Source organism: Agathobaculum hominis (genome assembly GCF_014288055.1).
GTDB lineage: Bacteria > Bacillota > Clostridia > Oscillospirales > Butyricicoccaceae > Agathobaculum > Agathobaculum hominis.
This window is the reverse complement of sequence record NZ_JACOPK010000003.1, coordinates 198,952-213,316: the sequence shown is the minus strand read 5'-3', so window position 1 is coordinate 213,316 and position 14,365 is coordinate 198,952. Positions and strand designations below refer to the sequence as shown.

Sequence of the window (14,365 nt, the reverse complement as noted above, 5' to 3'; positions counted from 1 at the left end):
TCCTGTCTGTGTCCGGGGGTATGCGTTATCCGCGCATATAGGTTTTCGTGATGTCGCCGAGAAGCGCGGCTACGGTCGGGTTGAGCGCCTCTGCACGCACGCGCCAGCGCCAGTTCTTGCCGCCGATGGTCGCCGGGGTGTTCATGCGCGCGTCCGCGCCGAGCGACAGCAGATCCTGAAGCGTCGTCATGGCGATATGCGCCGGGGATGCCCAGACGCACTTGATCGCGCTCCAGCCCATTGCCTCCGCGTGCGAGGTGCGCAGATAGCGGTAGGCGAACTGCTTCTCCGGCTCGGAGCAGATGTCCATGATCTGCTCGCAGACGGTCTGCGAGTCGTGGGTCGAGGTGTAGACGATGCTGTTCGGCAGGTAGTTATGCGGCAGGTGCTCGTTGTCATAGTCCGGGGTGAAGCCGAAGATGAGCACGCGCATGCCCGGGAAGCCGCTCGCGCGCAACAGCTCGCGCACCTCATCGGTCTGCACGCCCAGATCCTCTGCGATGAGCGGAATGGGGCCGAGCGCCTTCTCGATGGCGCGGAACAGCTCCATGCCGGGGCCCTTGCGCCACTTTCCGTTGACTGCGGTGTCCTCGGCCGCGTCGACCTCCCAGTAGGCCGCGAAGCCGCGGAAATGGTCGAGACGGACGACATCGAACAGCGCCATATTGCTCTTCATGCGCCAGATCCACCAGGCGTAGCCGGTCTTTTTGTGCGCCGCCCAGTTATAGACCGGATTGCCCCAGAGCTGGCCGATCGCGGAATAGTAGTCGGGCGGCACGCCGGCGACGAGCTTGGGGCTGAGGTCAGACTTCAGCTTGAACAGCTCGGGATGCGTCCAGACGTCGGACGAGTCGGCGGAAACATAGATTGGGATGTCGCCGATGATCTGGATGCCCTTCTCCTTTGCGTGCGCACGCAGGGCGTTCCACTGCTTGAAGAAGATATACTGGAGGAAAATACGGAAGTCGATCTCGCCGCGCAGCTCCTCGGTCACTCGTGCGAGCGCCTCCGGCCTGCGGTCGCGGACGTCCTTCTCCGGCCACATATAGACCGGCGCGTGGTGATATTTCTCCTCCTTGAGCGCCATGAACAGCGCGTAATCGGGCAGCCATTCGCGGTTCTCCTCGGTGAAGTCCGCGATAGCCGCCTTCATCTCGGGCGTGACGCGCGAATACGCCTTGCGGAACAGCGGCCAGCGCGTATCGGCGAGCTGCTCGAAGTCCGCCACATCGGGCGAGGCGTTGAAATCGCCGGAGCGCACCTCGTCCGCCGTCAGCAGGCCGTACTCGACGAGCAGATCCATGTCGATCAGATACGGATTGCCCGCCGCCGCAGAGAAGCACTGGTACGGCGAGTCGCCGAAGCCGGTATGACCGAGCGGCAGCACCTGCCAGTAGGTCTGGTGCGCGTCCGCGAGGAAGTCGATGAATTCGCAGGCCGTCCTGCCCATCGTGCCTACGCCGTGCGGCGAGGGCAGCGAGGTCACGTGCGCGAGCACGCCGCTGGAACGTTTGAACATATTTATCTCCCCTTTGTCTCAGAAGCAATTCCGTGCGCCGCTTTCAGGGCAATGCCGCATAGTTGAACAAAAGCGATTTCATTCTGCGGTGTTGCCGTATATACTGTGCACCGAATTACTATCATTATAGCACAGCTGCACGAGTTTCCCAACACCAAAGTGCATTTTACTCAGATTTATACAGTTTTCGAACAAATTCCGCATTTTATATTGTGCTCTGCCGTCTGTCTGTGCTATAATAAAGTGTTGGAATCACTGAACCAAAATACGCTGTATAAAGGGGAATATATCACGCATGAGAATGCGCAAGAAGAAAAATCTGGACGTGCGTTTCGCGGCCTGCGCGGACGTCATGGTCTTTGAGCCCAAGCAGCTGCGCGGCAAGTGGCGTGCGCTGTTCGGCAACGACAATCCGCTGCACCTCGAGATCGGCTGCGGCAAGGGCCGCTTCGCCATCGGCATGGCAGAGCTTCACCCGGACGTAAACTTCATCGCGGTCGAGCGCGAAGAGGGCGCGCTCATCATGGCGGCCGAGCGCTGCGAGGAGCATCCGCTCCCCAATCTGCGCTTCGTCTCCTTCGACGCGGCCGAGCTGCGCGAGGTATTCGCTCCGGCCGAGGTCGACCGCATCTACCTGAACTTCTCCGATCCGTGGCCGCCCAACCGCCAGCGCAAGCGCCGTCTGACCTGGCGCGCGTATCTGGAGGTCTATGATGAGATCCTGCGGCAGCAGGGCGATCTGTGCTTCAAGACCGACAATCAGCGCTTTTTCGAGTGGAGCCTTCAGGAGATCTGCCAGTTCGGCTGGCTGCTCCAGAACATCTCGCTCGACCTGCACAACTCGGACTTCGAGGGCAACGTCATGACCGAGTATGAGGAGAAATTCTCCTCGGAGGGTTCGCGCATCTACCGCGTCGAGGCGCGCCGCCGCCTGCCGGAATTTCTGCGAAAGTAAACGAAAAAAGAGCCTGTGTACCGCAAAGGGTTTCACAGGCTCTCCTTTTATTTCTGCCAAAGGTATGGTAACAGCTTTTCGAACTGCACGCCGAAGTTCGGGTCAGTCCCCTGCTGCGCGGTGTAGGCGATGGTGTCGCGCACGAACTCACCAGCCTTGACGCAGGCATCGCGCAGCTTTGCACCGCCCAGCAGCGCGCCGAGCATGACCGCGGCGAACACGTCGCCCGTTCCCGGATAATAGCAGTCGATGCGCTCATGCAGGCTGATGGTCAGCTCTCCGTTTTCCAGACAGCCCGAGCCGACCCGTCCCGGCTCGTAGTCCAGACCGGTCAGCACGACCGACGCGCCGTACTCCTCATAGAGCGCGCGCATCCACTCCTCCGCCTCACGCTCGGACTGCGGCGCAGACGCCGGATCGCGGCCGAGCAGGATCGCGGCCTCGGTGGTATTCGGGGTGATGAGGTCCGCGATCGCGCAGAGCTCGCGCATCCGCGTGCACATTTCGGGCGTATAGCTGCTGTACACCTCGCCGTTGTCGCCCATGACCGGGTCGATGAGTGTCAGACCGTTCTCCGCCTTGAGGCGCTCGGCCGCCTCGCGCACGCTGTCGATCTGAGAGGCCGAGCCGAGAAAGCCGGCATACACCGCCTCGAACCGCAGACCGAGACGGTCGTACTGGTCGATGGTCGGGTGCATCTCCCCGGTCAGGTCGCTCTTGACCCAGCCCGGTATCGCCATGTGCGTGGAAAAGACCGCCGTCGGCAGCGGGACGCACTGATGGCCGAACGCCGACAGCACCGATATGATCGGCACGAGCGACGAGCGCCCGAAGCCGGATAGATCATGCAGCGCAAGTACCTTTTTCTGCATTCAAAACACATCCATTCTGTCCATGTAACATCCACTATACAGAGTTTTTCGCCCTCTGTCAACAGAAAAACGAGACTGTCGAAAAACTTCGTTTTTCCGACAATCTGTGTTCTGACTGCGCAGAACACGAGTCGTCCGAAAGTTCCCATACGGAAACTTTCTCCCTCCTAAAGTAAAAAAACCGAGGCACATGTCCCCGGTTTTTATGCGTTTGCATAGCAAACGCTTTTTAATGCGCGCGTCCGCGCGGCTTCACTTTCTGCGTAAAAATGGACTTTATCGACAGACTAAACCGCCTGATAGAACTGTATCAGGCGGTTTTTGAGTTTCATTGCTGTTCTCAGCTCTCGATGGAGGAGTTGGAGGAGGCGATGCCGTGACGGATCGGACGCCACTCGACCTTGCCGACGAGCGCTGCGACCGAGATCGGAACGTAGGTCAGCATGAAGAGCGGGAACGTGAAGGTATAGAGGATCTTCTTGTGCACCGGGCCTGCGATGCGCTTCCATTCGGCCGCCATCGTGACCGCGCCGAACAGGAACAGGCTTGCCGTGATGCCGCGCAGGGTCAGCCAGAAAATGCGGCCCAGAACGCGCATCGCGCGGTATGTAATAAACGCCGGCTGCGTCAGGCTCGTCACGCATACGATGATCGACAGCGCGAGCACCGCGATGGTGAACAGGTTGCAGGGCGCGACCGTCATCAGCATGTCGTAGCAGGACATGCCCTCGCGGCCGCCGCGCGTGCAGCCGCGCAGCAGAGAGCCGGTATACTTCGCGTCGACCTGATAGAAGCCCTTGCTCCAGCGCAGACGCTGGTCCCAGGACTGCTTGAACTTCTCCGGCTGCTCGTCGTAGATGACTGCCTTGCCGCAGTAGCCGATACGGCGGCCGCGCGTTGCACAGGCGATGGAGAATTCGATGTCCTCGGTCAGCAGATGGTACGGCCAGCCGGCATCCTCGCGGACAGCCTGCGCCGAGACCAGAAAACCGGTGCCCGAGACCGCGCAGTTCACGCCGAGCTGCGTGCGCGGACGGTTGAGGAAGCGCGACTCGCGCAGGAACCACAGCGCATAGCCTGCGCTGATCCAGTTCGCACAGAAATTCTGCGAGTTGCGGTAGCTCGTCAGTGCGGTGTACTCACCGGTGTCGAACATTTTGTTCATCTCGCGGACGAAGTCCCTGTCTACGATGTTGTCCGCGTCGAACACGAAAAAGCCGTCGTAGGCCGTCTCGCCCTTATCCTCGAAGATATGGTGGAACAGGTACTCGAGCGCGTAGCCCTTGCCGACCTGCACCTTGTTAAAGCGCTCGTAGACATAAGCGCCCGCCTGCCGCGAGATCTGGGCGGTATTATCCGTACAGTTGTCCGCGATGACGTATATATCGAGCAGCTCTGACGGATAGTTCTGCTCCTTTAATGTGCGGATAAGGTTTGCGATGACCGCCGACTCGTTTCGAGCCGCAACGACCGCCGCATAGCGATGCAGCTTCGCGTTCTCTCTGCCGCCCCTGCCCTTGCCGATGAGACCGACGAACAGGTAGACGATCTGATACGCATATGCTGCGGTGAAGAAAACAAACAGCATAAACTGCATACTTTCCAAAAATCGTAACATGGCAGGCCACGTCTCCTTCTCTCTGAATATAAACCCTCTGGTTTTTCCCTCGTATTATCATAGCACTATTGCCGTATTATGCAACATATTTTTGTACGAACTAAACATTTTTCACTCTTCGCACAAAAACTCCGCCAAAATCCTGTTTATTTTTATCAGAGTTTTCATGCGCGTATTTCAATACATTGTTTACCTTTTACCTAACTTTTCTTTGTTTTTCCTGAAATCTTCCTGAATAATCGAGATTTTTGTGCACTGTGCTTTCTGTTTGCATGAACGCGGTCATTTTCTTTCCGAAACGCACGGTTTTCCGTCGCATGCGCCGGGGCGGAAACACGCTTTTCCATTTCTCTCTTCCCCTCGCTTTTTTGTCCGCCCTGTGCTATAATGTAGCCAGAGAAGCATGCTATACAGATAAATATAAAGGAGAACAATATGCTCAAGCGACGTATACTTTCGATTTTACTTGTGCTCGCCATGCTCGTGCCGTTTGCCGGCGCGGCGCAGACCGCACAGGACAATATGCGCGGCGTCTGGGTCGCAAGCGTAGCGAACATCGACTATCCGTCCTCTGCCGGCATGACCGCGCAGGCGCTCGCCGCCGAGGCGGACACCATGCTCGACAACATCGCGGCGATGGGCCTGAACACGGTCTTTCTGCAGGTGCGTCCCTCGGCGGATGCGCTCTACCGGTCCGGTCTTTTCCCCCAGAGCCGCTACGTCAGCGGCAACTGCGGCGCTTCGCCCGACGGGGACTTTGATGTGCTCGCGTACTGGGTCGAGGGCGCGCACGAGCGCGGCCTTCAGCTGCACGCCTGGATCAATCCCTACCGCATCACGCGAAACGGCAAGGAGGAGCTTGACGCCCTGCCCGAGAGCAGCCCGGCGCGCCAGCATCCTGAATGGGTGGTCGAATACGACGGCAACTACTACTTTAACCCCGGTCTCCCGGCGGTGCAGCAGCTCGTCGTGGACGGCGCGGCCGAGATCGTCCGCAATTATGATGTGGACGGCATCCATCTCGACGACTACTTCTATCCCGGCACGGATTTCAATGATGCAGAGACCTTTGCACGCTACGGCGCGGACTTCAACAGCATCGACGACTGGCGCCGCGACAACGTGAACACGCTCATCGCTTCGCTCGACGAGACGCTGCATACGCTCGACCCCGAGCTGTCCTTCGGCGTCAGCCCGGCCGGTATCTGGGCGAACAAGTCCGAGAACTCCCGCGGCAGCGACACCCACGGCCAGTCCTCCTACAGCGAGCTGTACTGCGACTCGCTCGAATGGATCCGCCGCGGCACGGTCGATTACATCTGTCCGCAGCTTTACTGGGCGATCGGCTACAAGGCCGCCGACTTCGAAACGCTCGTGCGCTGGTGGCAGAAGGCGGTCTCGACGAGCGACGTTGCGCTCTATATCGGTCTCGGCGCGTACCGCTCGGCTGAAGCGCAGGAGGGCGATGTCTGGTACGGCACGGCCGAGCTCGAGCGTCAGCTCGCGCTGCTCGACGACAGCATCGACATTCAGGGCGAGGTCTATTTCAGCTATGCCTCGCTCGAGCGCGTGGCCGGCTGCCCGGCCATGCTGACCGCGCACTACAAGGCAAAGGATGCCGGGCATCCCGCGCCCCCGAGCACGAACGAGCCGGACGGCTGCACCCAGCAGCAGGTCACGCTGCTGAACATGCTCTCGACGCTCATCGCAAGTCTTTTCGCCTGATTTTTCGGAGGTGTTTCCCATGGTCGAGCTTCTTTCCCGTGAATATGAGATCAGCTACAGCCACATCGACAACCGTGGCATCGCAAAACCGTCCTTTCTCTGGAGCATGATGCAGGACGCCGCCACCGTGCACGCGGAGGCGCTCGGTCTCGGCCCTGCGGCGCTCGGCGTGGTCTGGGTGCTCTCGCGCATCAAGGCCACGCTCACGCGGCCGCTGCTGCCGTATGAGCGCGTGCGCTGCGAGACCTGGTGTCCCGGCTTCAAGGGGCCGAGCTGGTACCGCTGCTTCGCATTCTATATCGACGACGTACAGGTGGGCGAGGCGCAGTCCATGTGGGTCACGCTCGAGCCGTCGACCCACCGCATTCTGCGTCCGACCGCGCTCCCGGCCGCGCAGGGCTGCCTGTCGTGCACGAGCGGCGAGCTGTTCGCCCCGCTGCCCAGGCTGTCGTGCGACAACGTGCGGCTGCATCATATCCACCCCGTTCAGTATTCCGACCTCGACATCAACAACCATGTCAACAATGTGCGTGTCGTCGAGCTGATCTCAGATGCGCTTGACCTCCAGAAGCAGCCGGGCTTCGTGTCCTCGCTTCAGGTCAATTACACCGCCGAGACCGCCTTCGGCGAGCAGGTGTCGCTGCTCTGCGGCACCGTGGACGGCGCGCGCTATATCCGCGGCGAAGCAGAGGGCAAGCCTCACTTCGAGGCGCTCGCCTCGCTCTCCCCCCTGCCGCAAAAGGAGGAAGCCTAAATGACAGAGATCATCGAACAGGCTGTGCGCGACATCCTCACGGCGTGCACGCCCCGGAAAGTCATTCTCTATGCGGAAAAGCGCACCATGGCGACCGACAAGCTCAAGGCGTTCAGCCTTTGCGTCATCCTTCCCGATGATGCGGACGCCCGCGCGGTGCGCACCCACCTGCATCTGGCGATCACGGTCGATGTGCCGGTCAGCCTGAGCGTTTACACGATCGGTGAATGGGACGATCTGATTTCGGACAAGACCTCGTATGCCGCATGGATCGCCCGGAAAGGCAGGGTAATCTATGACCAGACGGCGTAAGGGCGGCTCAGACAGCCATTTTTACTACAAATGGCTCGACAAGGCGCTGTGCGACCTGCAATGCGCGCGCCTGCTGCTGACCTACGGAGGCGACGCCTACAATATCGCCTTCCACTGTCAGCAGGCCATCGAAAAGGCTCTCAAGGGTTATCTGCTCTACCGCACGGGCAGGCACTTCGACGGCCACAACCTCACCTATCTGTGCCGTCAGGCCATCCGGCTCGACCCGGACGGCTTCTCGGAGTACCTCGATGAGAGCGCGGCGCTCAACGATCTGTACATCGAAACGCGCTATCCCACCGACCTGCCGTTTGAGATCAACGAGGTCGAGATCCGGCGCTATCTCGACATGGCCGAGCGCATGTTCGCGGCGATCCGCCGCCAGCTCTACGCCGCCGGCCGCCCCCACCCCGTCGAGGGCGAGGAAGCATAAACAAAAAGCACCCCCGGAGGCAGCTGTCCATAAAACAGGTTTCACGAAACAAATAATATGGCAGTTGCCGGACAAGGGTTGCTGACAAAAGAGGTATGTGCCGTTAAGACACATACCCCTTTGCTTTTTTTGCCGTTTTAAATGAGGTAGACCGCATTCGATCAAGAGTCTGCCTTCGTATTCCTTCAGCGGGTCAATGCGCACTTTCCCACCGGTGCAAAATCTCCGCCAGCTCCGGCGTCAGCCGCTTGCGGCACTCCTGCCGCAGTTCCTCCGGCACGCCGTAGAACGCCTCAGCGATGCTGCCGGTGATGGCGGCGAGGGTGTCGCTGTCGCCGCCGAGGGACACCGCTGTGCGCAGTGCGTCCTCAAAATCTGTGCTTTCCAGAAATGCCATAATAGCCTGCGGCACGGTTTCCTGGCAGCTCTCTACATGATGGTAGGTGGGGCGAATCTCATCGCAGGTTCGGCTGAGGTCGTAGCCAAACTCGCGCTCCACATACGCCTTGATTTCCTCTTTTCCGTGACCTGTGCGGGCGAGAAAGATGGCCGCGGCAGTGGCCTGTGCGCCCTTGATACCCTCCGGATGGTCGTGGGTCACCTCGGCGGTGAGCCGCGCCAGACGCAGCGTTTCCACCATATTTTTCGCCAGCCATGCGGCAGACGACACCCGCATGGCGCTGCCGTTGCCGTAGCTCCGGTAGGGCTGCGGGGCATCCTCATAGAGCCAGCCGACAAAATGGGTGCCATAGCCCCGGTCGGGGTAGGCGCGGCCCAGCTGCTGCATCTCATGCACCAGTGCCGCTTTGATGGCAGCATCATCCTGCCCTCGGGTGCTGAGCAGCGCCTTCACCACCGCCAGCGTCATCACTGTGTCATCGGTGAAGTCGGAACGGCGGCTGAACAGGGGAAAATCCTTTGCCTTATAGTTGTTGCAGTCGAACTCGTAGGGGCTGCCCACGATGTCGCCCAAAATCGCTCCGTACATATGCTTACCTCCCTCTTTTCTGCACATCCTCGTCGATGCGTCGCTTCCAGTCGGCGCTGAGCGGCCGGGCGGCGCGGACGCTGCACACCGCCTCGCTGATGACCTCGTAATTCAGCGCCGTGCCTGCCTCGTCGCATTTGTAGTCCACTGCACGATCAGCGCCAATGCCAAAGCGTGCTGCTTCCTTCGCTGCGTCGATGTTTGCGCCGAGGAACAGGAATTCCCAGCCGTATCTCTCCTTTTGCCGTTCGATCATGCGGCGCACACGCTCGTAATCGTAGCGGCGGCTGGCGTTTTCGTAACCGTCGGTGGTGATGATGAACATCGTCTTCTCCGGAACGTCCTCCCGGCGGGCGTACTTGTGAATGTTGCCGATGTGATGGATGGCGCCGCCCACGGCATCCAGCAGCGCCGTGCAGCCGCGGGTGAAGTACTCCTCCTCCGTCAGAGGCGGCACCTCGCTCAGCGGCAGGCGGTCATGGATGACCGTGCTGTCGTTGGCGAAAAGCACCGTGGAGACCAGCGCCTCCCCCGCCTCCTTCTTCTGCTTGGCGAGCATGGAGTTGAAGCCGCCGATGGTGTCCGATTCCAAACCAGACATAGAGCCGCTGCGATCCAAAATAAAAACCAATTCCGTCATAAAAAAGCCCTCCTTCGTTTGATTACGCTCACATTGTAGCGCATCCGAAGGAGGGTTTGGTCGCCTGTGGGGCGACATTTATGTTGCATTTTTACAGCCTTCCCAGCCGCTCCAATCGGGACTCGATCGCGCCGGAGGTGCGGCCAAAGTGCGTACAGAGGTCTTTCTTTTTCATACCGCCGTCGAACAAGCGGCATAGCTCGTCGTCCAGTTCCTCCGTCCAAGGTTTTCCGTTGTTTTCGGGCAGCGGTTTTTTCCGTCTGCGGGATAGTTCCTCTACGGCGCAGTGCAGCGCCCGCACGATCTCTCCTTTGTTGCACACGTGGTTATCCGGCAGCACCTCCCCCGTCAAGGGATCAACGCCGTCCGCCAAAATCGTCAACAGTTCTTTTGCTCGATGTACATCCATGGTGTTACGCTCCTTCGTTATAAAAGCATATTTTTCCTCACGCTCCCAGCAGACTCTGGTCAAACGCGAACAGCGCCTCGTTGATTCTGAAAATATCGTAGTCCCGCTGCATGATAAAATACTCGATGATGACATCAAACTTGCTGCTGGGGCTGAGTGCGTAGCCCGCGCGGGCGATGAAGTCGCGGGTCTCCGGCAGGCTCAACTCCAGCGCGATGGCGAAGGCCACCGCCGTGGGCTTGGAGGGCTTGTAGTCTGGGTTGTTGCGGATTTTCGAGAACAGCTTGCGATCCACGTTGGCCTTCTTGTAAACCTCGGCGTCCTTTTTGCCGCTGCGGTCGATGAGCTTCAACAGCGTCTCCGAAAATCCGGCGTCCAGATGCGCAAGCGCCTCGTCCAGCCCGGAGGCCACCATGGGCGCATCCTCGCAGGCGGTCAGCATCCGGCTTTCTACGACGCCCATCCGGCGCATCCGCTCCCGGCGGGAATCGGTGTGGGCATCCACATAGTGATCGTCGATGTAGGCGGCGATGTCCGCGAAGAGCTTATTGCCGATCTGGTACGCCGCGCGATCGAAAATGACGATGTACACCGTCATGTCGTTCTCTGCGAGGAATTCGCTGATGGTGTCCACTGCCACCCGGAGTGCCTGAGCCTTGGGGTAGCCGAAAATGCCGGAGGAGATCAGTGGAAATGCCACCGTCTCACAGCTGTGCTCCTTCGCCAGCGCAAGGCTCGTCCGGTAGCAGGAGGCGAGCTGCTCCCGCTCACCGCACTTACCGCCGTTCCACACAGGGCCGACGGTGTGGATAATGTAGCGGCACGGCAGGCGGTAAGCGCCGGTGATCTTGGCCTCGCCGGTTCGGCAGCCGCCCAGCGTCCGGCACTCTTGGAGCAGCTCCGGCCCCGCCGCACGGTGGATGCAGCCATCCACGCCGCCTCCACCCAGCAGAGACTCCTTCGCCGCGTTGACGATAGCGTCCACGCTCATTTTCGTGATATCGTTTCGAACGATGATAAGGGGCATGATACTCACCTCTGCGCAATCATTATTTAAATTCATTGTAGCAAAACAAAACCGGTTTTACAATGGGTAAATCATTTCAAATAATCTTCTCTAAGAGCTTGGGACTATCCCAAAATACAAAACAGGGCGTTTCGGCGGTCAGCAGGAACGCTCTGTTTTTTCGGTGTGGGTACTCACCGGATTTGCTTGCTGCTCTGCAAGCAAATCCCGGTCAACCCACGCTGTTTTTTCGCAAGTGCAGCTGTGCTTACTCTTCTTCTAAGAATTGCATGGAAGAGATTGACCGTCTGTTCAAACGGCTCTATGAGAACAACATCTCCGGCAAAATCAATGATAGCCGATTTGAAAAGCTGTTTGTCGATTATGAAAATGAGCAGGCAGAACTACCGGAGAGCATCATTGCCGAAATGCTCACTCATGCATCAAAAAGCAGAACAGCGTGACTTCCGCCACGCTGTTCTCTCTAAAGCTATAAACCTGTCTTATGCGCCACTACCCGCACGCAGTCTTTTTCTGCGCCGGGGGTGCTTTTATTTCTGGGAAAACTCAGTCGAGGTTCTTTTTCTTGAGCATATACCACGCGAAGAAGCAGCCGACCACGGTGATCGCGAGCGGCATCCACCAGACCCAGTCGCCCGGTATCCGTCCCTCGCCGATGTTCATGCCGAAGAAGCCGAACACGATATTCGGAATGGTCATGATGATGGTCAGGATGGTGAGGACCTTCATGATGATGTTGAGGTTGTTCGAAACGACCGATGCATAGGCATCCATCGTGCCTGCCATGATGTTCGAGTAGATGCTCGCCATCTCGATCGCCTGACGCACCTCGATCAGCGCGTCCTCCAGAATGTCGCGGTCATCCTCGTACAGCTTGAGCACGCGGCCGCGGAGCACCTTCTCCATCGTGACCTCGTTGCCCTTGAGCGAGGAGGAGAAGTAAACGAGCGATTTGCTCAGGCCGAGCAGCTGAATCAGCTCCTCGTTCTTGAGCGAGTCGTACAGGCGCTTCTCGATGCGCGTGAAGTCGCGCTCGATCATGCGCAGATTTTTCAGGAAGCGGCCTGCGATGCGCAGCAGGATCTGGAACACAAAGCGCGTGCGCAGCGCGGTATGAACGCCCTTGACCGCGCCCTCCGCGATCGAGCGGAGGATGATGCTGTCCTCGAGGCAGACCGTGATGACCGCACTCTTGGCCACGACGATGCCCATAGGAATGGTGCTGAACAGCTGACCGCCGTCCTCGACCGAGCTTTTCTCGACCATCGGGATGTCGACGATCATGAGCAGCTGCTCGTCCTCCATGTCGACACGCGAGCTTTCCTCCGGGTCGAGCGCCGCACGGACGAACTCCTCCTCGACCTCGGCCGCCTTCGCGATCTGCGCCAGCTCGTCCGAGGATGGATGTACCATATTTACCCAGCAACCCTCAGAGAATTCGTTTATCTCCGTGATCCTGCCGTCGATCGTCTTGAAAAATTCAACCATATAATAAAACCGCCTTTCTTCGGCGGTCTTATCGGAAAGCGCCGCCGCGAGTTAGATTGTTCTCCCTACTTCCAGGGTCCGTACTCACAGCGATCACTCTCCTTTCTCTCTCAGGTTTACAGGAATTCAGCCATCTCTCATTTTACAGAGATTTAACCTGTATCATCAGACCAAAACAGCCCCGAGGGGCTGTTTTGAATCCATTCAGTTTTTAGCGGTGGTCTTTGTCGAAGATGCGCATCAGAACATCGAAGGCTGCATCGTCCGAGCCGACGTCGCTCGAGGACTGCGGCTTTGCTGCCGGCTTCTGCTCAGCCTCAGCGGAAGCATTCGAGAACAGGCCGGAGCCGGTCTGTGCCGGAGCCGCCTTGCGCTGAAGGCCGGCGCCGTCCATGTCCATCTTTGCGGAGTTCGGGATGTTGTCGAAGCCGGTCGCGATAACGACGACGCGGATCTCGTCATCCATGGTGTCATCGATGAACGCACCGAAGATGATGTGTGCATCCGGATGAGCCGCCTGCTGAACCATGGTAGCTGCGGTCTCGACCTCGTCCAGACCGATGTCGTCCGAGCCGATGACGGAAACGATCACGCCGTGCGCCATGTCGATCGAGGTCTCGAGCAGCGGGCTGGAGATCGCCATACGTGCAGCCTCAGCTGCCTTGTCTTTCCCAGCAGCGCGGCCGGTGCCGATGTGCGCGTAGCCTGCGTCCTTCATGACCGAGGTAACGTCCGCGAAGTCCAGGTTGATGAAGCCCGGAACGGTGATCAGCTCGGAGATGTTGGCTACTGCCTGACGCAGAACGCCGTCTGCGATCTCGAAGGCGTTCTTGAAGGTGATCTTCTGCTCGGAGACGTACTTCAGACGCTCGTTCGGAATGATAACGAGAGAGTCAACGTTCTTGTTGAGCTCGTCGATGCCGGCCAGAGCCTGCTCGAGGCGCTTCTTGCCCTCGAATGCGAACGGACGGGTAACAACGCCGACGGTCAGGATGCCCATCTCGCGGGCGATCTGTGCAACGACCGGAGCTGCGCCGGTGCCGGTGCCGCCGCCCATGCCGGCGGTGATGAATACCATGTTGGTGCCTGCGAGCGCTGCTGCGATCTGCTCCTTGCTCTCCTCGGCAGCCTTGCGGCCGATCTCCGGGTTCGCGCCTGCGCCCTGACCCTTGGTCAGCTTCTCGCCGATCTGGATCTTGGTACCGGCCTGAGAGAAGTTCAGCGCCTGCATATCCGTGTTTACCGAAATAAATTCAACGCCCTGCACGCCGCTCTCGACCATGCGGTTTACCGCATTGCCGCCGCCGCCGCCGACGCCGATGACTTTGATACTAACTACATTATCCAAGCCCTGTTCAAACTCAAAACCCATTGTTGACATCCTCCGTTTTATAGTTAAAGATCGTACAGATAATTTTTAACGTGCCTTTGACGGACAGCCCCTGCCGCTCCGCGCGGACAGTCTGCCCCTATTGTTATAATTCTACCTCTATTTTCCCGATTTTGCAACAGAAAATAGCGAACCTGTGAAAAAAAACTTGCGGTTTTCCGTCCCTCGCCGCCTTTCGCGGCGGACAAGGGCGGTTTGCACACATTTTTGCGCGCTGGCGGACTTTTTTTGCACA

General features: G+C 58.9%; 15 protein-coding genes. 6 read left to right on the top strand and 9 right to left on the bottom strand.

Annotation, left to right across the window (positions count from 1 at the left end; genetic code table 11):
- Nucleotides 1-25: 25 nt before the first annotated feature.
- The gene (gene malQ, locus H8S02_RS04500) at nt 26-1,519 is read right to left on the bottom strand and encodes a 4-alpha-glucanotransferase (protein WP_186969490.1); all 1,494 of its coding nucleotides are present in this window, start codon (nt 1,517-1,519) and stop codon (nt 26-28) included.
- Nucleotides 1,520-1,820: 301 nt separating this feature from the next.
- Here malQ and trmB point away from each other — a divergent pair, with 301 nt between their 5' ends.
- The gene (trmB, locus tag H8S02_RS04495) at nt 1,821-2,474 is read left to right on the top strand and encodes a tRNA (guanosine(46)-N7)-methyltransferase TrmB (RefSeq protein ID WP_279221030.1); all 654 of its coding nucleotides are present in this window, start codon (nt 1,821-1,823) and stop codon (nt 2,472-2,474) included.
- Between the two features lie 47 nt (nt 2,475-2,521).
- On the opposite strand, the gene H8S02_RS04490 is transcribed toward trmB, so the two are convergent.
- Together H8S02_RS04490 and H8S02_RS04485 are read right to left on the bottom strand one after the other, a co-directional pair.
- Nucleotides 2,522-3,346: a pyridoxamine kinase gene (locus tag H8S02_RS04490; RefSeq protein ID WP_186969489.1), complete on the bottom strand. Its 825-nt coding sequence runs from the start codon at nt 3,344-3,346 to the stop codon at nt 2,522-2,524.
- A gap of 340 nt (nt 3,347-3,686) precedes the next feature.
- Nucleotides 3,687-4,964, bottom strand: a complete 1,278-nt coding sequence (locus tag H8S02_RS04485) for a glycosyltransferase family 2 protein (RefSeq protein ID WP_186969488.1) — start codon at nt 4,962-4,964, stop codon at nt 3,687-3,689.
- Nucleotides 4,965-5,399: 435 nt separating this feature from the next.
- Here H8S02_RS04485 and H8S02_RS04480 point away from each other — a divergent pair, with 435 nt between their 5' ends.
- From H8S02_RS04480 to H8S02_RS04465, 4 genes are read left to right on the top strand one after another with little or no spacing between them, the layout of a single operon-like run.
- A complete protein-coding gene (locus H8S02_RS04480) occupies nt 5,400-6,689 on the top strand; it encodes a glycoside hydrolase family 10 protein (RefSeq protein ID WP_186969487.1) in 1,290 nt (429 codons plus the stop codon).
- A gap of 19 nt (nt 6,690-6,708) precedes the next feature.
- Nucleotides 6,709-7,443, top strand: a complete 735-nt coding sequence (locus H8S02_RS04475; protein ID WP_186969486.1) for an acyl-ACP thioesterase domain-containing protein — start codon at nt 6,709-6,711, stop codon at nt 7,441-7,443.
- Nucleotides 7,444-7,755, top strand: coding sequence for a hypothetical protein (locus tag H8S02_RS04470; RefSeq protein ID WP_186969485.1), 312 nt, complete (start codon nt 7,444-7,446; stop codon nt 7,753-7,755). It begins immediately after the preceding gene.
- Nucleotides 7,739-8,188, top strand: coding sequence for a HEPN domain-containing protein (locus tag H8S02_RS04465; protein ID WP_186969484.1), 450 nt, complete (start codon nt 7,739-7,741; stop codon nt 8,186-8,188). Before H8S02_RS04470 ends, H8S02_RS04465 begins: the two co-directional genes overlap by 17 nt.
- A 193-nt stretch (nt 8,189-8,381) precedes the next feature.
- Here H8S02_RS04465 and H8S02_RS04460 read toward each other — a convergent pair whose 3' ends face one another.
- The 4 genes from H8S02_RS04460 to H8S02_RS04445 form a co-directional block, all read right to left on the bottom strand.
- On the bottom strand, nt 8,382-9,176 hold the full coding sequence (locus H8S02_RS04460; RefSeq protein ID WP_186969483.1) for an ADP-ribosylglycohydrolase family protein: 795 nt from the start codon (nt 9,174-9,176) through the stop codon (nt 8,382-8,384).
- 4 nt (nt 9,177-9,180) lie between these two features.
- The gene (locus H8S02_RS04455; protein WP_186969482.1) at nt 9,181-9,816 is read right to left on the bottom strand and encodes a vWA domain-containing protein; all 636 of its coding nucleotides are present in this window, start codon (nt 9,814-9,816) and stop codon (nt 9,181-9,183) included.
- Between the two features lie 91 nt (nt 9,817-9,907).
- On the bottom strand, nt 9,908-10,225 hold the full coding sequence (locus H8S02_RS04450) for a hypothetical protein (RefSeq protein WP_186969481.1): 318 nt from the start codon (nt 10,223-10,225) through the stop codon (nt 9,908-9,910).
- A gap of 37 nt (nt 10,226-10,262) precedes the next feature.
- Nucleotides 10,263-11,252: an O-acetyl-ADP-ribose deacetylase gene (locus H8S02_RS04445; RefSeq protein WP_186969480.1), complete on the bottom strand. Its 990-nt coding sequence runs from the start codon at nt 11,250-11,252 to the stop codon at nt 10,263-10,265.
- Between the two features lie 62 nt (nt 11,253-11,314).
- Between H8S02_RS04445 and H8S02_RS04440 the strand changes: the two genes are divergently transcribed.
- Nucleotides 11,315-11,695: a hypothetical protein gene (locus tag H8S02_RS04440; RefSeq protein WP_186969479.1), complete on the top strand. Its 381-nt coding sequence runs from the start codon at nt 11,315-11,317 to the stop codon at nt 11,693-11,695.
- A 103-nt stretch (nt 11,696-11,798) separates the two neighbouring features.
- Here the strand turns inward: H8S02_RS04440 and H8S02_RS04435 are convergent, their stop codons facing one another.
- Both H8S02_RS04435 and ftsZ read right to left on the bottom strand, forming a co-directional pair.
- Nucleotides 11,799-12,740, bottom strand: a complete 942-nt coding sequence (locus H8S02_RS04435) for a magnesium transporter CorA family protein (RefSeq protein WP_186969478.1) — start codon at nt 12,738-12,740, stop codon at nt 11,799-11,801.
- 211 nt (nt 12,741-12,951) lie between these two features.
- Complete coding sequence (gene ftsZ / locus H8S02_RS04430; RefSeq protein WP_118723308.1) at nt 12,952-14,112, bottom strand: cell division protein FtsZ; 1,161 nt, start codon at nt 14,110-14,112, stop codon at nt 12,952-12,954.
- Nucleotides 14,113-14,365 lie beyond the last annotated feature (253 nt).